The sequence below is a fragment of the Xanthomonas sp. NCPPB 3582 genome (assembly GCF_041475735.2).
GTDB lineage: Bacteria > Pseudomonadota > Gammaproteobacteria > Xanthomonadales > Xanthomonadaceae > Xanthomonas > Xanthomonas codiaei.
In genome coordinates this window covers 1,893,376-1,916,271 of sequence record NZ_CM192968.1, presented here as the reverse complement: position 1 = coordinate 1,916,271, position 22,896 = coordinate 1,893,376, and the positions used below count along the sequence as shown (strand labels likewise).

Sequence of the window (22,896 nt, the reverse complement as noted above, 5' to 3'; positions counted from 1 at the left end):
GCGTTTATCACTTACGCACTCCGGTTCCTCCACGCCGCCCCACCTGACGACCGCTAGCGACGTTTTGTTAGCCGTTCTTAGTGGCTTGGCCGTTACCGCTCCACTTCTACGGATCTGCCACCGTGACACGCAACGCTCGGGATTTCGCAGCGTTTACTGGCGCTAACACAGTACACGCACCGTCTAGCAACTCTGCGCTCAAAGGATGCGCATACGCTGCCTACACCAGCACGCCATGCAGCTTGGCGTACTGCAGCAGCATGATGGTCTTGGCATCGGCGATCTCGCCGGAGCCGATCATTGCCAGCGCATCGTCGAGCGACAGTTCCAGCACCTCGATCTCCTCGCCGTCCTCTTCGACGCCACCGCCCTCGCCCACCTTGTCCCCGTCGACGTATTCGCCGACGAAGAAGTACAGCCGCTCGGTGACCGAGCCCGGGCTCATGAAGGCTTCGAAGACCTTGCGCACATTCTCGATGCGGTAGCCGGTCTCCTCTTCGGTTTCCTTGCGGATGCAGGTCAGCGCATCGTCCTTATCGAGCAGGCCGGCACAGGCCTCGATCAACATCCCGTCCGGGTTGCCGTTGAGCAATGTGGGCAGGCGGAACTGCCGGGTGAGCATCACCGTCTGCCTGGCGCGGCTGTAGAGCAGGATGGTGGCGCCATTGCCGCGATCGTAGGCCTCGCGCGACAGGGTCTGCCAACGGCCGTCCTTGCGCTGGAAATCGAAGGTGACCTTGCGCAGCACGTACCAATTGTCGGACAGCACATCGATGCTGCGCAGGCGGACCCGGGAATTGCCGGTAGCGGTGGGATCCAAACAAGACTCCTTGTGGAATAAGTGGGTGTCGTGCGGCGCGGCACTGCTGCCGCTGGCGCCAACCGGAACGACTGTCGAGAGAAACATGCCATCGCCGGCAAATGCGAAACGGCACCAACGGGAGACGAAGCTTACGCGGGCCATCGCCCCTCCCGTGCTCGATGCGACATGAGGGCACGACGGACACACCCGTTCTCGCAGGCCGATCAAGGCGTGCAGCATCGGCAAACAGCCCTGGCGGCGACGTGCAGCATCGCCCCTGCCTGCGACAGGCCGCACCCACCTCCGGGCACCAGGCAACCCGGTCACCAGCCCAGGCCGGGCGCTGCCGCAACCGGCGCGCCTCCGCCGATGACCGGGCGTCGCCAGGCCCCGCTGTCCGCGGCGGCAAGCCGCAATTGCGTGGCGCCACGCGGCACCGCACAATCCCTTCACATCACACGCTTGGGGAGCGTCATGGAAGATCGTTTTCGCGCACGCAAGGTTGCCGCGCAGGCTGCACCCGCACCATTCTGGACCCGCATTCCGTCCATCGCCACCTACCCGCTGCGCGGCTCGGCGCTGTATGCGTTGATCGCGCTGACGCTGTGCAGCGCACTGCTCGTGCTGCCGGGCATCCTGACGCTCGTGGTCATGGGCGTGCTGGGCATGGCGACCTACACCTACGCCTTCGACATCCTGCGCCACACCGCCGACGGTCAGCCCGACGCTCCCAGGCTGGGCTACGACAGCTTCGACAGCGCGGTGCTGCGCCTGATCCTGCTGGCCATCGCACTGGGCATCGTGATCGGCGTAGCCGCCGCGATCGCCGGCCCGTTCGGGCTGACCCTCGCCTATCTGGGCACCATGCTGCTGTTGCCCGGCATGCTGATCTCGCTTGCCATCGACGGCAGCCTGCGTCGCGCGCTCAACCCGGCTGTCTCGATCGACATGGCGCTGCGCATCGGCTGGCCGTATCTGGCGGCCTACGGTCTGCTTTACGTGATCCAGGGCAGCGGCACCGCCGCGGTGTTCTTCGCCCTGAAATTCCTGCCCCCGCTGGTGCGCGAGGCAGCAGTGATGATGACCTCGATCTGGGCCCTGTTCGCCAGCTTCCACCTGATGGGCTACCTGGTGTACCAGTACCACGAAGAGCTCGGCTATGTGCCCAGCGGCGGGGTTGCACACGAACGCATCGACCCGGACCAGCGCCTGCTCGACGAGGCAGACCAGTACCTGCGCGACGGCCATTCCGACGAAGCCTTCCAGGCCTTGCGCGGCGCGGTGCGCTCGCGTGCGGTGAGCCTGGCGGTGCACGAGCTGTATCAGCGCCTGCTGCGCCAGCATCACCGCAACGACGAGTTGCGCGAACACACCCGCCAGTACATCAACCGCCTGCTGCAGGAAAAACAGGAACGCCGCGCACTGGCGCTGCAACGCGAGGCGCTGGATCTGGATGCGACCTTTACGCCGTTGACGCCGGAGCAGGCCACCCTGCTGGCCGAGCGCGCCAAGATGGCCGGCCAGTTCCAGCTGGCCACCGATGGCCTGCTGGCCGCCATCGCCGCCTGGCCGCGCGACCGCATGCTGCCGAGCTGGTCGCTGGACGCAGGCCTGATGCTGGCCGAGCGGTTTGGTCGCGATGAGCAGGCACGTGCTGTGCTGCAGCAGGCGCTGGAGCAGTGCGACGACGATGCCCAGCGCGCCAAGCTGGAAGCGGCATTACGTGCGGTGGCAATCCAGCCGGCTTGATTGGCTGGTCCGATCCGTAACCGACCAGCACGGTGCACAGCACTGGCATCCGCAGGACGCTGCAAGGACGGCAGCGGCCCGGGAAGACGACAAGGAACGGCTCATCGAACGACTGCGCAGCCACCAGGCGGTCGCGGCGGATGCTTGGATGTAGCACTGGTACATTCGGTTCCGGTGCGCCATCCGCACCCGCCTGACGATCGCTCGCCATGGGCTGTGAGGCGCTGCCACTGGCCTGCGACTTCGTGCATCTGCAGCGACCTTCGAGCTGCGGTTGTCATGGTCGCCGCTGCTGCAGACCTGCCCTGAGCGAGACACCCTGCAGGCGTCCCGCCGCCTGGACGCGTCGCTCAAGCTGCGCCGTCGACTCAGCCGTTTTCCAGCAGAAACCGCGCCTTACTCGCTTGCCCCTGCTCCGGGAACTGCTCCAGCACCAGCCGTAGCAGGCGTGCGCGTTGTTCGCCGGCCTGCAATTCGCCGTGGCGCAGTGCCAGCACGAACCAGCGTTGCGCCAGCTCGGCGCGTGGCGCGGTGCTGTCGCACTCCTTCAACAGGCGCTCGGCATCGGCCAGCAAGCCGTTGCGAAGACACGCATCCACCAGCGCCAGGCGCGCCGGCAACTCCAGCGCCACGCGGTCCTTGGCGAGCTCGGCGGCCACGCCCAGTTGCAGGCGTGTCTGCTCGGCGTTGTGCGTGGGCAGGCACACCAGCATGTGGGCGTGTCGCATGGCTTCCTGCTGGCGGCCGGCATTGCGCGCCACGCGATAGCGGGCCAGCGCGATCTCCAGGCTGTGCGGGCTCTCGCTGGCCAGCTCGGCCAGCAGGCGTTCGGCCTCCTGGTTTTCCATGCGTCCCAGATGCCGTTGCGCGCGCTCCCAGCGGTCGTCGCGCTGCGTAGCGTCCTGCTCGTCCATGAAGGCCGGCCGGGTCTGCCGCACGGCCACCAGCAAGGCACCAAGCACTGCACCGCTGACCAGGCCGCCGGCATGCGCTTCGAATGCGACGCCGCCCTCATCGCTGCCCAGCAGGCTGTAAAGCTCCCAGCCCAGCCACAGCGGCAGCAGCAGGATGGCCGGCCCGCGCACGTAGTTGAACACCACGAAGAACCAGTAAAAGAACCGCACCCGTCGCCGCCCCCAGACCACGCAGAACGCGCCCATCAGGGCGGCGATCGCGCCGGAGGCCCCCAGCCCACCACCGGGCTCGCCCCAGCGCCACCACAGACTGGCCGCGCTGGCGCCGAAGCCGCCCAGCAGATACAGCAGCAGGAACCAGCCGCTGCCGATTGCCCCTTCCAGCAAGGTGCCCAGCGCCAGCAGGAACACCATGTTGCCGAACAGGTGATCGGCGTTGGCGTGCAGGAAGGTGGCCGAGAGCATCCGCTGCGGCGACCACTCCGAACTGCGTTGCAGATGGCGCAGGGTGAACACCCGCGCCAGGCGCGCGTCGTAGGGCGCACGCAGACCGTGCCATTCGCGCCGCTGCTCGTCGTCCTTGAACAGCGCGCCGTCGCGCAGTGCCTGCACGAAGGCGACATCGTGCAGGGTGAGGTGCGCCAGGTACGCGATGCGCTGCGCTGCGGGCACCGCCTCCAGCCTGGCCTGGCGCGCGCTGCACAGCCTGGCATCGGCGGTGCGCTCCAGATAGCGCGCATGCGCCTGCGCTTCCAGCGTGCCCAGCCCGGAGTCGACGTAGTACCGCACGGCGTTCTCGACCAGCTCATCGTCCTTGCGCTGATAGCCCACATAGACCACGACATTGATCAGCACCAGCAGCAGCGTCACCCACGGGATGTTGTGGCGCGACCAGGGTTTGTGCAGCGGCATGATCAACATGACGACGTCCGTGTCTTAGGAATGGCGCAAAGCTTCACCGTGCGGCGACGGATGCGCAAGTGGACCATGCGCGCTAGCATCGCGCACCTTCCTCCTCCAAGCCTGCCCATGAGCCGCTGGCGCCCGCCCGCCGAAAAAAGCACTGCGCTGATCACCCCCGAAGGGCACGCCCGCCTGAAGGCCGAGCTGGAAGAGCTGTGGCGCGTGCGGCGGCCGGAGGTGGTGCGCGCCCTGGCCGCGGCGGCCGCCGAGGGCGACCGCTCGGAAAATGCCGAGTACACCTACCGCAAGAAGCAGCTCGGCGAGATCGACCGCCGGGTGCGTTACCTCAGCAAGCGCCTGGAAGCGCTGCGGGTGGTGGACACCGCACCCACCGACCCGCAGGCGGTGTTCTTCGGTGCGCAGGTGGAACTGGAAGATGCCGACAGCGGTGAGCTGCTGCGCTATCGCATCGTCGGCCCGGACGAAACCGATGCCGCACGCGGCTGGATCAGCATCGATTCGCCGCTGGCCCGCGCACTGCTGAAAAAGCGGGTGGACGACGAATTCGAGGCGCAGCTGCCGGCGGGCAGGCAGACGTTCGTGGTGGTGTCGGTGGACTACGCGGCGCTTTAGAGCAGCTAGCAAAACTACTACGCGGCCGCCAGGCGGGCGCGGTCGGTGCTCGGAATCGGCATGTACCACTCGTACACTGCGGTTCCTCCGCGCCGTCCGCACCCACCTGGCGACCGCTCGCTACGTTTTGTTAGCCGCTCTTAGGCCGCTGCTGCCCTGGGCACAGGTGGCCGGGCGTACCGCCCCGCCGCGCCAGAGCGCCTGCACAGCCTGTCTGCTGATTCGGCGTGCAGGGGTTTCTGTTGGCGATGGTGCGCCGTGCCGAGCCGGGCCGGCTCTGCCTGGCACGCCGCATTGCGCGCGGGCACGCTCCTGCGAGTTGGCGCGTTGACTCGGCATGGTGCGCCGATGGCTCGGCACACTCGGGAGGACCGGCGGCAGGGCCCGCCGCTGGCAGGCCGCGGCGGCTAGATCATCTGCAGGTTCAACGCGCGGCCTGGCTGCACTGCGCGATCAGCCCGCAGCGCATCGCCGAACAGGTCGTGTTCGTCGCTATCGGTGATTTCCACGTCGACCAGGTCGCCCACCTTCAGGCCGAGCTCGCCGCCGTTCTGGATATGCACCAGGCCATCGATCTCCGGCGCATCGGCGCGCGAGCGCGCCACCGCGATGTCGTCTTCGATGAGATCGACCAGGCATTGCTGCACGCTGCCGATCTTGGCTTCCAGCCGCGCGGCGGAAATCTCCGCCTGCCTGGCCATGAAGCGCGCCAGACGCTCCTGCTTCACTTCTTCCGGCACCGGGTCGGGCAACGCGTTGGCGCTGGCGCCTTCCACCGGCGAATACGCGAACGCGCCGACGCGATCCAGCTGTGCGTGATCCAGGAACTCCAGCAGCGATTCGAACTCGGCATCGGTTTCGCCGGGGAAGCCGACGATGAAGGTCGAACGCACGGTGATCTCCGGGCACATCGCCTTCCAGCGCTGCACGCGCTCCAGGGTCTTCTCCACCGCGCCGGGCCGCTTCATCAGCTTGAGGATGCGCGGGCTGGCGTGCTGGAACGGGATATCCAGATACGGCAGTAGCTTGCCTTCGGCCATCAGCGGGATCACGTCGTCCACGTGCGGGTACGGGTACACGTAATGCAGGCGCGTCCATACGCCCAGTTCCGACAGGCCCTCGCACAACGCCTTCATGCGGGTCTGGTACATGCGGTCGCGCCACGGGCGCTCGGCGTATTTCAGGTCCACGCCATAGGCCGAGGTGTCCTGCGACACCACCAGCAATTCCTTGACCCCGCCACGCACCAGCCGCTCGGCCTCGCGCAGCACCTCGTCCACCGGGCGCGAAGCCAGGTCGCCGCGCATCGAGGGAATGATGCAAAAGCTGCAACGGTGGTTGCAGCCCTCTGAAATCTTCAGGTACGCGTAATGCCGCGGGGTCAGCTTGATGCCGTAGTCCGGCACCAGATCCACGAACGGATCGTGGCGCGGCGGCAGCGCCGCGTGCACGGCCTCCATCACGCTCTGGTAATCCTGCGGTCCCGAGACCGCCAGCACATCCGGATAGCTTTCACGGATCTGCTCCGGTCGCTTGCCCAGGCAGCCGGTGACGATCACCTTGCCGTTGGCGTTCATCGCCTCGCCGATGGCGTCCAGCGATTCGGTCACCGCCGAATCGATGAAGCCGCAGGTATTGACCACCACCACATCGGCGGCGTCGTAGCTGGGCACGATGTCGTAGCCCTCCACGCGCAGCTGGGTGAGGATGCGTTCGGAATCGACGAGCGCCTTCGGGCAGCCAAGGCTGACGAAGCCGACTTTGGGGTTCAGCTGGGACATGGAAGCAGGAGCCTGGGAACGGAGCGGCCTTGGGCCTGAGCAGGACAATTGTAGCGGCGCGCGGGCAGCGCTCTGAACCGCCGCGCCGCACCAGCCCGGCCGGCTTTGCGAAACCCTCACTTTTCACGATGCCGGTCCGGCCGATAATGCGCGCCTCCCTCGCTGCACATCAGGAATCCCCATGGGTCACTGGACCACGCTCGACACCCCCGACGGCCAGGTCGCCGCCTGGCACGCCCCCCCCGCCTCCAGCCCGCGCGGCGGCCTGGTAGTCATCCAGGAAATCTTCGGCGTCAACGCGCATATCCGTGCGGTGGCCGACGACTATGCCGCGCGCGGCTACGAGGTGCTGGCACCGGCCGTCTTCGACCTGGAAGAGAAGGACGTGCAGCTGCCCTACGACCAGGAAAGCCTGCAGCGCGGCCTGGCACTGGCCAATGCCGTCGGCCTGGAGCGGGCGGTGGAGGTGGTGAAGTCCGCCGCCACCCTGCTGACCCGCGCCGGCAAGGTGGGCACGGTGGGCTACTGCTGGGGCGGCTCGGTGGCGCTGCTGTCGGCCATCCGCCTGGGGCTGCCCTCGGTGAGCTACTACGGTGGACGCAACACCCAGTTGCTGGACCAAACGCCCAAGGCGCCGGTGGTGTTCCACTTCGGCGAGCGCGATTCCAGCATCCCGCCGGAGGCGATCCAGGCGCACCGCGAGAAACTGCCGCAGATGGAAACCTTCGTGTATCCCGCCGGCCACGCCTTCAATCGCAGCATCGATCCGGCCCATTACGATGCCGACAGCGCCGAACGTGCGCTGGAGCGGACGCTGGGCTTCTTCCAGGCGCACCTGGGATGAGCGCGCCGGCACCGGCGGCCGCCGGTTTCGAGCTTGACACGCGCCTGGCGGCCGACAGCGTGTTCGTCGCCGACGGGCCGCTGTCGCAGGTGCGCCTGATGGACGACAGCCGCTTCCCGTGGCTGGTGCTGGTGCCGCGGGTGGCCGATGTCAGCGAGTGGATCGACCTGGATGGCGGCCAGCAGCGTCTGTTGCTGGCCGAGATCAACCAGCTCTCGCAGTTGCTGCGGGTGGAGCCGGCGGTGAGCAAGCTCAATATCGGCGCGCTGGGCAATATCGTGCGCCAGCTGCATGTGCACCTGGTCGGCCGCCACCCGGGCGATGCCGCCTGGCCGGGGCCGGTGTGGGGCAGCGGCAGTGCGCAGCGCTTTGAGCCCGACGCCCTGCAACGGCATGTCGCTGCGTGGGCGCAGCGGCTACGATAGGCGCCCGTTCGCCAACTGCCTCTCTCGCATGAAATCCAATGTCGTCGCCGCGCTGATCCTGATCCTCGTCGGCCTGCTGTTCCTGGCCAACAACCTGGGCTGGACCAACCTCAGCCTCGGCCGGCTGATCGCCACCTGGTGGCCGGCGGCGCTGGTCGCCTGCGGGATCGGGATGCTGTTCGGGCGCGGCAAGTAGCTGGGGCTGGGATTCGGGAATCGGGATTGGGGAATCGCAACAGCGGTATCTGGCTGCTGATGACTCTCACGACCCATCTTCTGCGGTGGCATGCAGCATGCTTCCTTCTCCCCCTGGGGAGAAGGTGCCCCGAAGGGGCGGATGAGGGTACGGGCGAAGCCTAGCGCATTTACCGACGGCTAGTCTGAGCCAGCACTTCCGGCCCAGATAACCGAACACTGACAGCCCAGACCCGCATCGCCTGACCTGATCACGCATCACCGCAATCGAGGCGCTCACTGGCGAGGCAACATGACGACTGTCATCGGCAACTGTTGACTTCCGGCACCTGATCGACGGGCGCCGCGGGCGCAGCATGGCCTCACACCAACCGAGGATGTCGCCATGAACTACCGTCTGATTCCTGCCCTGTTCCTGATCGTCCTGGGCGCGTTGTTTCTGCTGGACAACCTGGGGTTAGCGCATATGGATGTGGGCCACCTGATCGCAACCTGGTGGCCGGTGTTCCTGATCGCCGCCGGTGTGCGCCAATTGCTGCGCTACCGCGAGAAGGCGGCCGCGACCTGCTGAAGGCCACGGCCGCGCCAGCCCATCAGGTCCGCGGCAAGGTCACGCCGGTCTGGCCCTGGTACTTGCCGCCGCGATCCTTGTACGAGGTTTCGCAGACTTCGTCGGACTGGAAGAACAGCATCTGCGCCACGCCCTCGTTGGCGTAGATGCGCGCCGGCAGCGGCGTGGTATTGCTGAATTCCAAGGTCACGTGGCCTTCCCACTCCGGCTCCAGCGGGGTCACGTTGACGATGATGCCGCAGCGCGCGTAGGTGCTCTTGCCCAGGCACACCACCAGCGTATCGCGCGGGATGCGGAAGTATTCCACCGTGCGCGCCAGTGCAAAGCTGTTCGGCGGAATGATGCACACATCCGATTCGATATCGACAAAGCTGCCCGGATCGAAATGCTTGGGGTCGACGATCGTCGAGTTGATGTTGGTGAAGACCTTGAACTCGCGCGAGCAGCGCACGTCGTAGCCATAGCTGGACGTACCGAAGCTGACGATGCGCTGCCCGGCGGCATCGTGCTTGATCTGGCCGGGTTCGAACGGCTCGATCATCGCGTGCTGTTCGGCCATGCGCTTGATCCAGCGGTCGCTCTTGATGCTCATGCGTGTTCCTTGAAGACGGAAGGCGGCAGGCCGGGCGGCCCGCGCGAAAGACGGGCAATTCTAGCAGCGGCCGCCGCTGACGGCCGGCCGCGCGGCTAGAGCAAGGAGGCCGAGATCGGGATGCTGGCGCGCGGGCGCTTGGCCAATTCTTCCGCAAGCCGGGCCGCGGCGAACAGATACGCCTGGGCGGCGGCCGAGTCCGGCGCTGCCACCACGATCGGCCGGCCCGCATCGCCTTGCTCGCGGATACCGATCTCCAGCGGCAGCGATCCCAGCAACGGCACCCCGTACTGCGCCGCCATGCGCTCGCCACCGCCTTCGCCGAACAGGTGCTCGCGGTGCCCGCAGCTGCTGCAGGTATGCACCGCCATGTTCTCGACGATGCCCAGCACCGGCACCTCCACCTTTTCGAACATCTTCAAGGCCTTGCGCGCATCCAGGGTGGCGATGTCCTGCGGGGTGGTGACGATCACCGCCCCGGCGACCGGGATCTTCTGCGAGAGCGTGAGCTGGATGTCGCCGGTGCCCGGCGGCAGGTCGATCAGCAGGTAATCCAGATCGTCCCAGAGCGTGTCGTTGAACAGCTGGGTCAGCGCCGAGGTCGCCATCGGTCCGCGCCAGATCATCGGGGTGTCCTGGTCGACCAGCAGGCCGATCGACATCGCCTCGATCCCAAACGCGCGCAACGGCTCGATCGACTTGTTGTCCGGGCTGTCCGGGCGCCCGCTCAGGCCCAGCATCGCCGGCACGCTGGGACCATAGATGTCGGCATCCAGCACGCCCACGCGGGCCCCTTGCCGCTGCAGGGCCAGCGCCAGGTTTACCGCAGTGGTCGACTTGCCCACCCCGCCCTTGCCCGAGCCCACCGCAATCACATTGCGAATGCGCGTGTGTGGCGCCAATGCGCCCTGCACCGCGTGCGCGGGAATCCTGCGTTCCGCGCTCATGCCTCGCCGCCCTGGGCGCCAACGGTGCCTGGGCACCAATCGTTCTCGATCATCGTTGCCATTGCTTATCCAGTGTTTTCGTAGGCGGCTGCGAGGGATGACGCCCGTGGATGCAGCCGCGAAGCCTCCCAGTTTACCGGCTGGTGTCCACGCGTCCGCGTTTGCCGCATTGGCGATACAGGACCAGAGCAGTCATGCCAAATTCCGACATATTTCACAAATGTGGACACATGATTAAGGACTTGTTACGTTCGGAGATCAGTTCAGCCGCCACTCAGCGAGTTCGGCTGGTTCGCCTAATCTCTGCAAGGAATTCGCAAGGTCATGTCGAGTCGTAACCCGCAAGGCACCCGTCGTCATCGCTTGAGCGCCGCCCTGTTGGCGGTGCTGGTTGCTCCCGCCGGCCATGTTGCCGCGCAATCGGAAAATGGCGTCGCGCCCGAAACCACCGATCTGGACAAGGTCACCGTCACCGGCTCGCGCATCGCGCGTACCGGCTTCGTGACCCCATCGCCGGTCACCGCGATCAGCGCCGAAGAAATCCGCGCCACCGGCGCCACCACCATCAGCGACCTGATGGCGCGCATGCCGGCCCTGGCACCGAGCTACACCCTGGGCAACTCCACCCGCTTCATCGGTACCGCCGGCCTGGGCCTGCTCGACCTGCGCGGCATGGGCGTGGACCGTACCCTGGTGCTGGTCAACGGCCGCCGCCACGTGGGCTCCAGCCCCGGCTCCACCTCGGTGGACGTCAACACGATTCCGGTGGAATGGGTCGAGCGCGTGGAGGTCATCACCGGCGGCGCCTCGGCGGTGTACGGCGCCGACGCCGTCGCCGGCGTGGTGAACTTCATTCTCAAGAAATCCTTCACCGGCTTCGAAACGCGCGCGCAGACCGGCCTGGCCGACGAGGGCAACTACAACCGCTCGTTCGCCAGCTTCTCCGCCGGCACCGACTTCGCCGAAGGCCGCGGCAACGTCGCGATCTCGGCCGAGTACAGCAAGCAGGACCGCTTCGGCCGCGGCAACCGCGCCATCGGCCGCGAGTATCTGGTCAGCGTGCCCAACCCCGGCTTCGACCGCACCCGCCCGCCGAGCGAGAGCAACCCGCAGAACGTGCTCAGCGGCCCGGGCGGCAACCACAGCACCTCCTACGGCGGCACCTTCAACCTGGGCACGTTCGACTTCCGCAACCCGGCCAGCTACGGCAACCGCTATCTGTTCAACGAGGACGGCAGCTTCCGTCGCAATCGCTACGGCGGCACCGTGGTGAGCAATACCTCGTGCGTGGATTGCGATTTCGTCGATCTCAACGCCGTGGCCGACCTGCAGCCCGGCTTCGATCGCAAGAGCGTCAACACCATGGTGAACTTCGAGCTGAGCGAAAACCATCGCCTGTTCTTCGAAGGCAAATACAGCGAGACCGATTCGGAGTTCTTCGGCCAACCGGCGTTCGACAGCTCGCTACGCGTGCGCCGCCAGAACCCCTATGTCAGTCCCGAGCTCGGCGCCTTGATGGATTCGCGCGGCGCCACCCAGATCCTGATGAACCGCTTCAACGTCGATGCTGGACGCCGCGGCGAGAACATCGAACGCAAGACCTACCGCGCCGTGCTCGGCGCCGAAGGCAACTTCACCGACAACTGGACCTACGAGGTGTCGGCCAACTACGGCAAGACCACCGTCGACCGCCTCAATCTCAACAACCGCATCAACGAGCGTTGGCAGGCCGGTATCGATGCCGCGCGCGATGCCAGCGGCAACATCGTCTGCCGCACCACGCTGGACCCGACCGCGATCAACCCCAACACCAACCGCGTGTATTCGGCGTTGGCGCGCGAAGGCTGCGTGCCGTTCAGCATCTTCGGCAACGGCGCGGTCACGCCGGAAGCAGCCGCCTGGTTCAACACCACCGCACGCTCCAAGGCCAAGATCCAGCAGACCGTGTTCAACGCCTCGGTGGCCAACAGCAGCCTGCTCTCGCTGCCGGCCGGCGACATCGGCGTTGCCGGTGGCGTGGAATACCGCAAGGAACAGAGCGAGGAGATCACCGATCCGCTGGCCGCCTCCGGGGCAACCTTCCTCAACGCCATTCCCAACAGCGGCGGCGAGTACAACGTCAAGGAAGTCTTTGTCGAAAGCACCATTCCGCTGCTGGCCGGGCTGCCGGGCGTGGACCGCCTGGCGCTGGACCTGGCGGGGCGCTATTCGGACTACAGCAGCATCGGCTCGACCAAGACCTGGAACATCGGTCTGGACTGGACCATCCTCCCGTCGTTGCGCCTGCGCGGCACGCTGGCGCAGTCGGTGCGTGCGCCCAGCATCGGCGAGCTGTACGACTCGCAGAGCGAAAACTTCGCCACCATCGCCGATCCCTGCAACTACCTGCCCACCAACAGCAATCGCCCCGGCACAGCCGGCGATGTGGCACTGCGCCAGGCCAACTGCAGCGCGCTGGGCATTCCGGTGGGCTGGATCGACACCTACACCGCCACCCGCCCGGGCGTGAGCGGCGGCAATCCGGAGTTGAAGCCGGAGCGCGCACGCAGCCTGTCCTACGGGCTGGTGTGGCAGCCGGAGTTCTTCGAGGGCTTCGGCATGTCGATCGACTATTGGCGCATCGATCTGCGCGACGCCATCGGCACCGTGACGGCCGAAACCAATGCCACGCGTTGCGTGGACAACCCGGGCGGCATCAACAACAGCTTCTGCGGCTTCGTGCAGCGCGCCCCGCTTGGGGGCTTCACCGACCCGCAGGGCCGCATCTACCCCGAGCACAGCATCATCGGCTGGCAGGCGCTCAACGAGAACCTGGCCCGCTCGCGTCGCGTCGGCGTGGATCTGGAAATGGACTACCGCTTCCAGCTCGGCGAAGGCAACACCGTCCTGCGCCTGGTCGGCACCCGCCTGATCCAGTCGCGCGAATGGGTGTTCCAGGATTTTCCGGCCGAATACGACGAGTACGTGACCTACGTGACCGATCCGCGCTGGCGTGCGCAGTTCCAGACCAAGTACAACTGGAACGAGTGGCGCGCCTCGTGGGACATGAACTACGTGGACGGCAACCTGCGCGTGACCCCGGAGAGCTACAACAGCAACCCGGGTTCGGCCAGCCCGATCAAGAATGGCTCGTACACCTACCACAACTTCCAGTTCGGCTATCAGTTCCCCGGCTCGAAGATCGATGTGTACCTGGGCATCGACAACGCCTTCGACAAGGATCCGCCACGCAACTACTTCGGCTCGGATTTCAATTCGGCCCTGTACGACAACATCGGCCGGTTCTTCTACCTGGGCACCACGGTCAGGTTCTGATCCGAGGTGGATCGCAGTCGAAGAAGCCCCGCTGGTCGGGGCTTCTTTCTGCACGGCCTCACAGGTCTTCGCTCCGCACTGGGAATATCCTTGCCGACACTAGTACGCCGCTCCGGCGGCGCATTCACTACTGGCTTGGTTTCATCCAGAACCAATCCTCACCTAATGGAGACCCAAACGCCACCGTTGCGGCAGGGGTCGCTTTAATAGGGCAAACCCACCCGGCAAATGTGCGGACTTCCACGCTTCTCGTGCGGATCTCACCTAATTTATTAATGAATAGCGGTAACTGCTTGCACGTAAAAGCACTTTTTCATTACGTTCTGGTTAAGGCCATCTGTCTCCCCGATGACCGTCCCTTAGTCGGTTCAGTTGAAAGGTCAGCAATGAGCAAGCAATTTCGTCGTAACGTTCTAAAACGCACCGCCCTCGCCGCCGTTCTCAGCGCCTGCCTCAGCAATGGCGCGGTCTATGCACAGAGCACCACCGGCACCATCTACGGCAGCGCACCCAGCGAAGCCGGCAGCACCATCGTTGTGCAAAGCGATACCGGCCTGAGCCGCACCATCACTGTCGATGCAAATGGCCGTTACAACCTGGGCTCGCTGCCAGTGGGCGCCTACACCGTCACCCTGAAGCGCGGCGACCAGGTCATCGATACCCGCAAGAATGTGCAACTGCGCGTGGGTTCCGGCACAGAAGTCTCGTTCGCTGGCGCCAGCGCCGCGGGCGGCAATACGGACGCGACCACGCTCGGTGCAATCACCGTCACAGCCGCAAACGCACCCAAGATCGACGTCAGCTCCACCAGCTCGCGCTCGGTGATCACCTCCGAGCAACTGGCAACGTTGCCGCTGGGCCGTAGTGCCGAAGCGATCGCGTTGCTCGCGCCAGGTGCGGTGGCTGGCAGCGGCGCATTCAATAACGGCTCGCGCTCGGTAGTGTCGTTCGGTGGCTCGGGCGTCACCGAAAACGCCTACTACATCAATGGCTTCAACGTCAGCAATCCGCTCAGCAACCTGGGCGGCGTCAGCCTGCCCTACGGCGCCATCGACCAGCAGGAAACCTACACGGGTGGCTACAGCGCCAAGTACGGCCGCTCGACCGGCGGCGTGATCAATCAGTTGGGCAAGCGCGGCACCAACGAATGGCATTTCGGTGCTCAGGCGGTGTGGGAGCCGGATTCGCTAGCGAGTTCGACGGGAGATGTCTGGTTCCCAAACAAGACGCTGCCGGCAAACTATGGTTATACCAACCGTACCCAGCCTGGCACGCTTTATCGTAGCGGCAAGGACAATAACCAAACTCGCACTGTCTACAGCGCTTATGCTGGTGGCCCGCTAATCGAAGACAAACTCTTCATCTTTGTTGCTGGTGAGACCGACAAGACAGACGGCGTGACGACCAATGCACGCACCAGCTCCATACAGGGTCAAAACAACTACGGTTACAGCTCTCCAAAGTTTTACGGAAAGTTGGATTGGAACATCAACGATTCCAACATCCTCGAATACACGCGCATCCAGAACACCGACCGCCGCGGCGGCTACTACACCGAATTCGATTACAGCGATTTGAGTACAGGCGGTGCGACCGGGACTTTCCCGGACACGTTCAAGATCACTGATACATACGACATTTTCAAATACACCGGCTATCTCACCGATGACTTGACCTTGAATGCGACGTGGGGCCGCAGCACGCAACACAATCGTCAGTTCAATCCGAATATCTCGGAGCTGCCGTTCCTGGACGGTGTTACCGAGCAGAATCCGGCGATTGTCGGTAACACGCCGATCCGCAACAATCAGGCCACCAATCGGGCCAAGGCTGACGATCCGATCAACAAGTCGCGCAGCCTCCGCCTCGAGCTCGAGTATCGCCTCGGTAACCACGACATTACCGCTGGCGTGGACAATATGTACTTCAATGCCTATGACGAAGGTGTTCGCACCACCGGTCCGGGCTATCAATGGATCTACGGCAGGCAGGACAACCCCGCTGAAAGCATCAACCCCGAATTGGGCGTTGGCGCACCGGGAGGGCAAGGCTACTACGCGCAGCGTCGTATCTTTACCACCACCACCAGCATGGCGGTCGAGCAGAAGGCCTATTACCTGGAGGATCGCTGGCAGGTCAGCGACAACTGGTTGCTGACGCTCGGCATCCGCAATGACAAATTCACCAATTACAATAGCGACCATGTTGCATATGTCGATAGTGGCGACCAGTGGGCGCCGCGTTTGGGCGCAAGCTGGGATGTCTTTGGCGACTCATCGCTGAAGGTCTTTGCCAATCTGGGACGCTACTACCTTGCATTGCCGAACAGCGTCGCCATTCGTGGTGCCTCCGCGTCTACCTACACAGACGAATACTTCACCTACAGCGGCATCGATGCCAACGGCGAGCCCACAGGCCTTGGCGCAATTGGTCCCGGGCCCGTTTCCAGCAATGGCGAGTATGGTCAGGCTCCGGATCCCAACGCGTTCGCGCCGAGTGACCTGAAGTCGCAATACCAGGATGAGATCATCCTCGGCTTCGAAAAGACTCTTGGCGAGAGCTGGAATTCCGGTGCGAAGGTGACCTACAGAAAGCTGCAGAGCGCCATCGACGACGTTTGCGATCCCGGCAAGATGTCTGCAAAGTTGGCTGCAAGCGGAGGCGATGTCAGCAGCGTGAGTATTCCCGGCTGCGTCATGTTCAATCCCGGCCAGACCAATACATACAATCTTGCCAACGTTGACGGCTCTGGCTACACGCAGTTGCGTATGAGCCAGTCCGATTGGGGCTTTACCGATAAGGCACGCCGTAACTACGTCGCGGTGGACCTGTTCCTGGAACACCCGTTCGACGAAAAGTGGTACGGCCGCGTGGACTACACCTGGTCGCGCAGCTATGGAAATACCGAAGGTCAGGTGAAGTCCGATATCGGTCAGTCCGATGTGTCCAAGACTCAGGACTGGGATGCAGCTGAGTTGATGTACTACGCGGGTGGCAGCCTGGCAAATGATCGCCGGCATCAGCTCAAGGCCTTTGGTGCGTATCAGCTCACGCCGGAATGGATGGCGTCTGCAACCTTACGTGTCATGTCGGGAACACCGATCTCCTGCCTGGGCTACTTCGGATCGAATGAAGGTAACCCGATCGGCTACGGTTCCGCATATCACTACTGCGGTGGTCAGGCCTCGCCCCCGGGCGACGCCGGACGTACTCCGTGGATCAAGAACCTGGATCTCGGCATTACATACCGGCCGTCCTTTGCCGACCACAAGTTGGCACTGGGCCTTCAGGTCTTCAACGTATTGAACGACCGCTCGGTAAACCGTGTCGAAAGCCGCTATAACACCGCGCCCTACACCGTACGTAACACCTACGGCATTGGCACGGAACCTTATAACTACAACACACCGCGCTTTGTTCGCCTCACCGCAGCCTACGATTTCTGATGGCAGGAACCCGGGCGCCATTACGGCGCTCGGGTTAAGAAGTCGCTTTACGAGACCGATCCGGGCCTGGTTTCAAACACATATGGGATTGGACTGGAAAACTATAGCTACAACACTCCACGCTACGTGCGTCTATCTGCATCTTACGATTTTTGATCGCACCTATACCGGAAGCATCGCATAGACGCTTCCGGTATCTTTTGACCTCCGCCGCTTGCTGGGCAAGCATGACTTTATCTCTAATAGCCTGGTTTGCTGCAGGCAGAAATGGCCTTCTGGCTGAAAGAATTTGCAGAAAATTCATCTCATCCGGAAGACCAAGCAATAGGCAATACGGACGCGCAAGGGTGTTTTCCAGCGCGCAATTGGATCTACGCTCCAATAAGAAATTTACAGCCCAATAAGAAAAGGATTGCACCCCCGCCTCAGGGAATTGGGGCAACACAAGGAGATTGTTGAATGAAAACAGCAATTTTTGTCGCACTGTTTGCAGCAATGAGCGCAGTCACCGTCACGCAAGAGGCAAGCGCAGCGACTCAATATGGTCGAACCTGGATGTGGTTTGATGCAAACGAGAACCTCGTTGGCCAGAGCATCCTGTATTGCAGCAATCAGACAGAACATCAAGGTACGACATCGACGGAAAAGCGCGTCGTCATCGTCTATGCGTGTGATACCCGTGAAGTCAACTCAATCGCCTACACCGGAGTGTCGCCTCAGTTGCGCTCTGACTTCTGTGACACTTGGGGACAGGGCATGTGCGACAGCGGCCCATGGCCAAATGGCTACCTGACCAGCCCTTGGCAGCGCGGCTTATACAATTGATCACAGCTGGGTTGCTATAGCCGACCAAATTAAGCTGACAAGGCGGATCGCCGGTCACTGCGATACCTTAATGCTTCTGGACCAACCTGATTTAGTCTGAGTTATTACCATTTACTGAACTCCGTCGAGCTAAGCGTTGCCGTGAAGCCTAAGCGTTGCCGTGAAGCACTTTGAGTGCGAAACAGCACAACAGCGTTGATATGTCCGGATATCAGTTGCTCCAAGGCCCTGGTTCCAGGGCCTCTTTTTTACTCGCAAGCGCAGCGAAACATGTCCTCATGTACAGGCATCATCCGCCCAAAATCACCCGCGCCGCATTATGCCCAGGCGCGCCGGTCACACCGCCGCCCGGATGCGTGCCAGACCCGCACAGGTACAGCCCGGGAACTGCGCCGCGATACGCGCCCTGCCCCAGTAGCGGGCGTGCGCTGAAGAGTTGATTGAGGCTGAGGGCGCCGTGGAAGATGTCGCCACCGACCAGGCCGAAGATGCGTTCCAGATCGAGCGGGCTCAGAATCTGCCGGCCCAGCACCGATGCGGCAAATCCAGGGGCATAGCGCTCCACCGTGGCGATCATCAGATCGGCCACTTCCTCGCGATGGTCGCCCCAGTGGCGGCCGTCCGGAAGCACTGGCGCTACGTGCTGGCAGAACAGGCTGGCCACGTGCTGCCCAGGCGGTGCCAACGAGTCGTCCAGCGTGCTGGGAATCAGCAGTTCCACCACCGGCTCACGCGACCATCCGAAGGCACGCGCGTCCTGCCAGGCGCGGTCCATGTAGTCCAGGCTCGGTGCCAGGATGATGCCGGCGGTGAGATGGTCGCCCTCACCCGGTAACGCGGTGAAGTCCGGCAAGCGCGCCAGCGCGACATTCATGCGAAAGGTGCCCGAGCCGCAGCGGTAATGCGCAATGCGCTCGCGCGTGTCCTCAGGCACGTCTTCGGTGCGCATCAGCCGCTGGTACAACAGTTTCGGATTGACGTTGGCTACCATGCACGCCGCGCGGAGGGTCTGGCCATCGGCGGTGACCACGCCCACGGCGCGGCCGCGCTCCACCAGCACGCGGTCCACTGCGCACGCCGTGCGGATCTGCGCGCCGGCTGCACGGGCGCTGGCCGCCATGGCCTGGGTGATCGCGCCCATCCCACCGATGGCGTGTCCCCAGGCGCCCTTGACGCCATTGCTCTGCCCGAACACGTGATGCAACAACACGTAGGCGGTGCCCGGCGTGTACGGGCTGGCGTAGTTGCCGACGATGCCGTCGAAGCCGAACAGCGCCTTGATCGGCGCACTCTCGAACCAGCGCTCCAGATACTCGGCAGCGGAGATGGTGAACAGGTCGAGCAACTCGCGTCGTAGTGCCAACGGCAACCCCTGCAGCCGCATGCCGACCTTGCCGGCACGCCATAGCTGCGGCAATGCCTGCAACCATCCGCCCTCGGTCACCTCCGGCGGTGCCTGCAGAGCCAGCGCGCGCAGGACATCGGCCAGTTGTTCCAGCCGCGCTTCGTAGGCGGGCAATACCGCTGCATCGCGCGCGGAAAACTTGGCGACTTCCTGCGCCGTCCGCCCCGCGCCGGCCAGCAGATAGCGGCCATCGGGGAGCGGCAGGAAGTTGTTGATGCGTCGCGGCACCACGCGTAAGCCGTGCCGTTCCAATGCCAGTTCGTCGATGATCTTGGGTTGCAGCAACGACACCGTGTACGCCGCGACGGAATTGCGAAAGCCCGGATGGAACTGCTCGGTGACCGCCGCACCGCCGACCACCTCACGCGCCTCCAGCACCAGCACGCGTTTGCCGGCGCGCGCCAGATAGGCGGCGCACACCAGGCCGTTGTGCCCGGCGCCGATGATCAGCGCATCCAGGGGTGGGTTGCGGGTCGACATGCGCGTGTATATAGCATCGCCAGTCCCCGCGGGCCACGCGTCGGGCCTAGCTCGCCGAGCTGTGCAGGGGTGACAGATCATTAAGAGCAGCTAGCAAAACTACTGCGCGGCCGCCAGGCGGGCGCGGTCGGTGCTCGGAATCCTCATGTACCACTCGTACACTGCGGTTCCTCCGCGCCGTCCGCACCCACCTGACGACCGCTCGCTACGTTTTGTTAGCCGCTCTAAGACTGCCCACCGCGGCCCGTGCGCTGCGAGCACACGCCGCCGCGTCAGGCGATGCGCAGCGCCCCCGTTGGCGCTGGCAGCGCCAAGTGTCGGCGCCGGGTCTACCAGACCTGCCCAGGCTGACGCGCCGCAGGGCCAGTTGCCAACCCGGCCAGGCTCCGCGAGTAGCAACCGTTGCGATAGCCGACCCACGATGAGCGGCTCGGCGCCAGGCAACGTCAGTGCCTTGCGCCCGCTGCTGCCTGCCCGCTCGGGCGGAACGTGGCCAATGCTGCATGGGTCTGCGCCGGGATCGTCACCCTCGCAGAGATGGCTTCTGCACGCGGCATCCATGACCTTCGACACCCATGCGCCGAATCGTACAGAACGGTAGAGTGCCGGCACGGCTCTGTGGTGACGGAGCCTCCCAATCGACTGTTGCTCCCGGAGCCTTTGTGATTCGCACACCTCATCTACTGACGCTGACCCTGGCCGTGGCCGCCGCGCTGAGCGGTTGCAAGAAGCCTGAAGACACCGCGCCTGCGGCCCCTGCGAGCGACGCTGCGGCCACCACCCCGGCGGCCCCCAAGACCCTGACCCTGGACCAGAGCAAGCTGCCGGCGGTGAACCGCTTCAGCGCGGCCGATCTGGACCCCAACGGCAATGCCTGTACCGACCTCAACGCCTACGCGAATGCCAAGTTCCTGGCCGCCAACCCGGTGCCGGGCGACCGCACCAGCTGGGGCGCATTCGAAATGCTCGACGAGCGCTCCAATGCGATCCAGCAACAGCTGGCCGAACAGGCCGCTGCCGATACCGGCGCCACCGGCGTGGAAAAGATCGTCGGCGACCTGTGGTCCACCGGCATGGACGAAGCCAAGATCAATGCACAGGGCATCGAGCCGCTGAAGCCGGAACTGGCCGCCATCGACGCCATCAGCGACCAGGCCAAGCTGGTCGCCTACCTGCGCAGCAGCGCCGCCAAGGGCAACAACGAACTGTTCGGCTTCGGCGCCGAGGCGGACTTCAACAAGTCCAGCCAGAACATCGCCTACGCCATGCAGGGCGGGCTGGGCCTGCCGGATCCGGAGTACTACACCAGCGCCGGCAACAAGGCCAAGCTGGAGGCCTATCAGGCGCATATCGCCAAGGTGCTGGAGCTGTCCGGCGTGGCCGCGGCCGATGCCGCCACCCAGGCCAAGCAGGTCGTGGCCTTCGAAACCCGCCTGGCCAAGGTCTCCAAGACCAGCACCGAAATGTCGCGCGACGCCAAGCTGGCCTACAACCCGGTCACCCCGGCCGAAGCCGACAAGCTGACCCCGAACTGGTCGTGGACCGAGTTCTTCAAATCTCAGGGCGTGGCCACGCCGGAGATGTTCTCGCTGGCGATCCCGGCCTTCCACCAGGAAGTGAGCAAGATGATCGCCGACACCGACCCGGCGATCTGGCGCGCGTACCTGCGCTTCCACACCGTCGATGGCGCCTCGCCGTTCCTGAGCCAGCCGTTCGTGGACGAGAACTTCGCGTTCTACAACAAGACCATGCGCGGTCAGAAGGAAATCAAGCCGCGCTGGAAGCGCGTGCTGGCCACCATCAACAACCAGGCCGGCGAGACGCTGGGCCAGATGTACGTCAAGGTGGCCTTCCCGGCCGATTCCAAGGCCAAGATGGAAACCCTGGTCACCAACCTGCGCACCGCGCTCAAGGCCCGCATCGAAAAGCTGGACTGGATGAGCCCGGAGACCAAGGCCAAGGCGATCGCCAAGTGGGAGAGCTTCACGCCCAAGATCGGCTACCCGGAAAAATGGCGCGACTGGAACGGCCTGAGCACCGGCCGCGACAGCTACCTGGGCAACGTGCTGGCGGCGCAGGAATTCAACTACAAGTGGAACCTGTCCAAGATCGGCAAGCCGGTGGACAGGACCGAATGGGGCATGAGCCCGCAGACGGTCAACGCCTATTACAACCCGCTGCAGAACGAGATCGTGTTCCCGGCCGCCATCCTGCAGCCGCCGTTCTTCGACCCGGACGCGCCGGAGGAAATGAACTACGGCGGCATCGGCGCGGTGATCGGCCATGAGATGACGCACGGCTACGACGACCAGGGCAGCCGCTTCGGTGCCGATGGCAACTTCATCCCGGATCCGGGCTGGTGGACGCAGAAGGACCTAGACGCGTTCAAGGCCCGCACCGGCAAGCTGGTGGCGCAGTTCGACAGCTACCGCACGCCGGCCGGCGACAAGGTCAAGGGCGACCTGACCCTGGGCGAGAACATCGCCGATCTGGGCGGCCTCAACACCGCCTACGACGCGATGAAGACCGCCACCGCCGGCAAGGACGATCCCAAGACCGACGGCATCACCCGCGACCAGCGCTTCTTCCTCAACTGGGCCACGGTGTGGCGCCGCAACTTCACCCCGGAAGAACTGGTGGTGCGACTGAAGACCGACCCGCATGCACCGGCCAACTTCCGCGCCATCGGGGCGCCGTCGAACATGCCGGCCTTTGCCGCCGCGTTCTCGTGCAAGCCGGGCGATGCGATGGTGCGCCAGGGCGACAAGCAGGTCGTGATCTGGTAATTGCCACGTGATGCAATGACGGGCGGCGCTCGAAGGAGCGCCGCTTTTTTTTTTGCGGTGCGCGGGTCGGCGCAAGTGCCGGCGGCTGTGGCCGTACAAAGCGCCAGCGATCAGACATCGGCTTGGTCGCCGACCAGCCTGATAGCGGCTAACAAAACGTAGCGAGCGCTCGTCAGCTGGGTGCGGACGGCGCGTAGGAACCGCAATATACGAGTGGTACATGCCGCACCGAGCACCGACCGCGCCCGCCTGGCGGCCGCGCAGTCGTTTTGCTAGCGGCTCT

At 64.4% G+C, this 22,896-nt stretch carries 16 protein-coding genes and 5 other RNA genes; 14 read left to right on the top strand and 7 right to left on the bottom strand.

Features of this window, described 5'->3' with window-relative positions; all coding sequences use genetic code 11:
• Window positions 1–6: 6 nt before the first annotated feature.
• A non-coding RNA gene (locus tag ACCQ05_RS08115) (sX9 sRNA) lies at window positions 7–73 on the top strand.
• A 147-nt stretch (window positions 74–220) separates the two neighbouring features.
• Here the strand turns inward: ACCQ05_RS08115 and nudK are convergent.
• Complete coding sequence (nudK, locus tag ACCQ05_RS08110; protein WP_372393472.1) at window positions 221–820, bottom strand: GDP-mannose pyrophosphatase NudK; 600 nt, start codon at window positions 818–820, stop codon at window positions 221–223.
• A gap of 456 nt (window positions 821–1,276) precedes the next feature.
• Here nudK and ACCQ05_RS08105 point away from each other — a divergent pair, with 456 nt between their 5' ends.
• Window positions 1,277–2,551, top strand: coding sequence for a hypothetical protein (locus ACCQ05_RS08105; RefSeq protein ID WP_228963523.1), 1,275 nt, complete (start codon window positions 1,277–1,279; stop codon window positions 2,549–2,551).
• Between the two features lie 148 nt (window positions 2,552–2,699).
• A non-coding RNA gene (locus ACCQ05_RS08100) (sX9 sRNA) lies at window positions 2,700–2,774 on the top strand.
• Between the two features lie 145 nt (window positions 2,775–2,919).
• Here the strand turns inward: ACCQ05_RS08100 and ACCQ05_RS08095 are convergent.
• A complete protein-coding gene (locus tag ACCQ05_RS08095) occupies window positions 2,920–4,386 on the bottom strand; it encodes a rhomboid family intramembrane serine protease (RefSeq protein WP_372393471.1) in 1,467 nt (488 codons plus the stop codon).
• Between the two features lie 108 nt (window positions 4,387–4,494).
• Between ACCQ05_RS08095 and greB the strand changes: the two genes are divergently transcribed.
• Both greB and ACCQ05_RS08085 read left to right on the top strand, forming a co-directional pair.
• Window positions 4,495–5,001, top strand: coding sequence for a transcription elongation factor GreB (gene greB / locus ACCQ05_RS08090; protein ID WP_104540185.1), 507 nt, complete (start codon window positions 4,495–4,497; stop codon window positions 4,999–5,001).
• Window positions 5,002–5,061: 60 nt separating this feature from the next.
• Window positions 5,062–5,137, top strand: a non-coding RNA gene (locus ACCQ05_RS08085) — sX9 sRNA.
• 271 nt (window positions 5,138–5,408) lie between these two features.
• On the opposite strand, the gene rimO is transcribed toward ACCQ05_RS08085, so the two are convergent.
• Window positions 5,409–6,782: a 30S ribosomal protein S12 methylthiotransferase RimO gene (gene rimO, locus ACCQ05_RS08080; RefSeq protein WP_372393470.1), complete on the bottom strand. Its 1,374-nt coding sequence runs from the start codon at window positions 6,780–6,782 to the stop codon at window positions 5,409–5,411.
• A gap of 181 nt (window positions 6,783–6,963) precedes the next feature.
• On the opposite strand from rimO, the gene ACCQ05_RS08075 reads away from it, so the two are divergent.
• The 4 genes from ACCQ05_RS08075 to ACCQ05_RS08060 all read left to right on the top strand — a co-directional run bounded on the left by ACCQ05_RS08075 (window position 6,964) and on the right by ACCQ05_RS08060 (window position 8,817).
• The gene (locus ACCQ05_RS08075; protein WP_372393469.1) at window positions 6,964–7,626 is read left to right on the top strand and encodes a dienelactone hydrolase family protein; all 663 of its coding nucleotides are present in this window, start codon (window positions 6,964–6,966) and stop codon (window positions 7,624–7,626) included.
• The gene (locus ACCQ05_RS08070; RefSeq protein ID WP_372393468.1) at window positions 7,623–8,051 is read left to right on the top strand and encodes an HIT domain-containing protein; all 429 of its coding nucleotides are present in this window, start codon (window positions 7,623–7,625) and stop codon (window positions 8,049–8,051) included. The genes ACCQ05_RS08075 and ACCQ05_RS08070 overlap by 4 nt, the downstream gene beginning before the upstream one ends.
• 28 nt (window positions 8,052–8,079) lie before the next feature.
• Window positions 8,080–8,247 (top strand): LiaI-LiaF-like domain-containing protein, encoded by a 168-nt coding sequence (locus ACCQ05_RS08065; protein ID WP_003486900.1) that lies wholly within the window; start codon window positions 8,080–8,082, stop codon window positions 8,245–8,247.
• Between the two features lie 384 nt (window positions 8,248–8,631).
• A complete protein-coding gene (locus ACCQ05_RS08060; protein WP_372393467.1) occupies window positions 8,632–8,817 on the top strand; it encodes a LiaI-LiaF-like domain-containing protein in 186 nt (61 codons plus the stop codon).
• Window positions 8,818–8,839: 22 nt separating this feature from the next.
• On the opposite strand, the gene dcd is transcribed toward ACCQ05_RS08060, so the two are convergent.
• Complete coding sequence (gene dcd, locus ACCQ05_RS08055) at window positions 8,840–9,409, bottom strand: dCTP deaminase (RefSeq protein ID WP_005912996.1); 570 nt, start codon at window positions 9,407–9,409, stop codon at window positions 8,840–8,842.
• A 95-nt stretch (window positions 9,410–9,504) separates the two neighbouring features.
• Complete coding sequence (gene apbC, locus ACCQ05_RS08050) at window positions 9,505–10,356, bottom strand: iron-sulfur cluster carrier protein ApbC (protein WP_228964570.1); 852 nt, start codon at window positions 10,354–10,356, stop codon at window positions 9,505–9,507.
• Between the two features lie 324 nt (window positions 10,357–10,680).
• On the opposite strand from apbC, the gene ACCQ05_RS08045 reads away from it, so the two are divergent.
• The 3 genes from ACCQ05_RS08045 to ACCQ05_RS08035 all read left to right on the top strand — a co-directional run bounded on the left by ACCQ05_RS08045 (window position 10,681) and on the right by ACCQ05_RS08035 (window position 17,942).
• On the top strand, window positions 10,681–13,671 hold the full coding sequence (locus ACCQ05_RS08045) for a TonB-dependent receptor plug domain-containing protein (protein ID WP_372393466.1): 2,991 nt from the start codon (window positions 10,681–10,683) through the stop codon (window positions 13,669–13,671).
• Window positions 13,672–14,057: 386 nt separating this feature from the next.
• Complete coding sequence (locus ACCQ05_RS08040) at window positions 14,058–17,117, top strand: TonB-dependent receptor (RefSeq protein WP_228964568.1); 3,060 nt, start codon at window positions 14,058–14,060, stop codon at window positions 17,115–17,117.
• Between the two features lie 459 nt (window positions 17,118–17,576).
• Window positions 17,577–17,942 carry a DUF6289 family protein gene (locus ACCQ05_RS08035; protein WP_228964567.1) on the top strand — a complete coding sequence of 122 codons (366 nt, stop codon included), beginning with the start codon at window positions 17,577–17,579 and terminating at the stop codon, window positions 17,940–17,942.
• 289 nt (window positions 17,943–18,231) lie between these two features.
• On the opposite strand, the gene ACCQ05_RS08030 is transcribed toward ACCQ05_RS08035, so the two are convergent.
• Window positions 18,232–19,827, bottom strand: a complete 1,596-nt coding sequence (locus ACCQ05_RS08030; RefSeq protein WP_372393465.1) for a phytoene desaturase family protein — start codon at window positions 19,825–19,827, stop codon at window positions 18,232–18,234.
• 145 nt (window positions 19,828–19,972) lie between these two features.
• On the opposite strand from ACCQ05_RS08030, the gene ACCQ05_RS08025 reads away from it, so the two are divergent.
• A non-coding RNA gene (locus tag ACCQ05_RS08025) (sX9 sRNA) lies at window positions 19,973–20,048 on the top strand.
• 462 nt (window positions 20,049–20,510) lie between these two features.
• Window positions 20,511–22,613, top strand: coding sequence for a M13 family metallopeptidase (locus ACCQ05_RS08020; RefSeq protein ID WP_372393995.1), 2,103 nt, complete (start codon window positions 20,511–20,513; stop codon window positions 22,611–22,613).
• A 146-nt stretch (window positions 22,614–22,759) separates the two neighbouring features.
• On the opposite strand, the gene ACCQ05_RS08015 is transcribed toward ACCQ05_RS08020, so the two are convergent.
• Window positions 22,760–22,835, bottom strand: a non-coding RNA gene (locus ACCQ05_RS08015) — sX9 sRNA.
• Window positions 22,836–22,896 lie beyond the last annotated feature (61 nt).

What these genes read in the sequence shown, in the direction of transcription:
- ACCQ05_RS08105 (WP_228963523.1), top strand. Translation starts at nt 1,277, where the DNA reads ATGGAAGATCGTTTTCGCGCACGCAAGGTTGCCGCGCAGGCTGCACCC.
- ACCQ05_RS08095 (WP_372393471.1), bottom strand. Translation starts at nt 4,386, where the DNA reads ATGTTGATCATGCCGCTGCACAAACCCTGGTCGCGCCACAACATCCCG.
- greB (WP_104540185.1), top strand. Translation starts at nt 4,495, where the DNA reads ATGAGCCGCTGGCGCCCGCCCGCCGAAAAAAGCACTGCGCTGATCACC.
- rimO (WP_372393470.1), bottom strand. Translation starts at nt 6,782, where the DNA reads ATGTCCCAGCTGAACCCCAAAGTCGGCTTCGTCAGCCTTGGCTGCCCG.
- ACCQ05_RS08075 (WP_372393469.1), top strand. Translation starts at nt 6,964, where the DNA reads ATGGGTCACTGGACCACGCTCGACACCCCCGACGGCCAGGTCGCCGCC.
- ACCQ05_RS08070 (WP_372393468.1), top strand. Translation starts at nt 7,623, where the DNA reads ATGAGCGCGCCGGCACCGGCGGCCGCCGGTTTCGAGCTTGACACGCGC.
- ACCQ05_RS08065 (WP_003486900.1), top strand. Translation starts at nt 8,080, where the DNA reads ATGAAATCCAATGTCGTCGCCGCGCTGATCCTGATCCTCGTCGGCCTG.
- ACCQ05_RS08060 (WP_372393467.1), top strand. Translation starts at nt 8,632, where the DNA reads ATGAACTACCGTCTGATTCCTGCCCTGTTCCTGATCGTCCTGGGCGCG.
- dcd (WP_005912996.1), bottom strand. Translation starts at nt 9,409, where the DNA reads ATGAGCATCAAGAGCGACCGCTGGATCAAGCGCATGGCCGAACAGCAC.
- apbC (WP_228964570.1), bottom strand. Translation starts at nt 10,356, where the DNA reads ATGAGCGCGGAACGCAGGATTCCCGCGCACGCGGTGCAGGGCGCATTG.
- ACCQ05_RS08045 (WP_372393466.1), top strand. Translation starts at nt 10,681, where the DNA reads ATGTCGAGTCGTAACCCGCAAGGCACCCGTCGTCATCGCTTGAGCGCC.
- ACCQ05_RS08040 (WP_228964568.1), top strand. Translation starts at nt 14,058, where the DNA reads ATGAGCAAGCAATTTCGTCGTAACGTTCTAAAACGCACCGCCCTCGCC.
- ACCQ05_RS08035 (WP_228964567.1), top strand. Translation starts at nt 17,577, where the DNA reads ATGAAAACAGCAATTTTTGTCGCACTGTTTGCAGCAATGAGCGCAGTC.
- ACCQ05_RS08030 (WP_372393465.1), bottom strand. Translation starts at nt 19,827, where the DNA reads ATGTCGACCCGCAACCCACCCCTGGATGCGCTGATCATCGGCGCCGGG.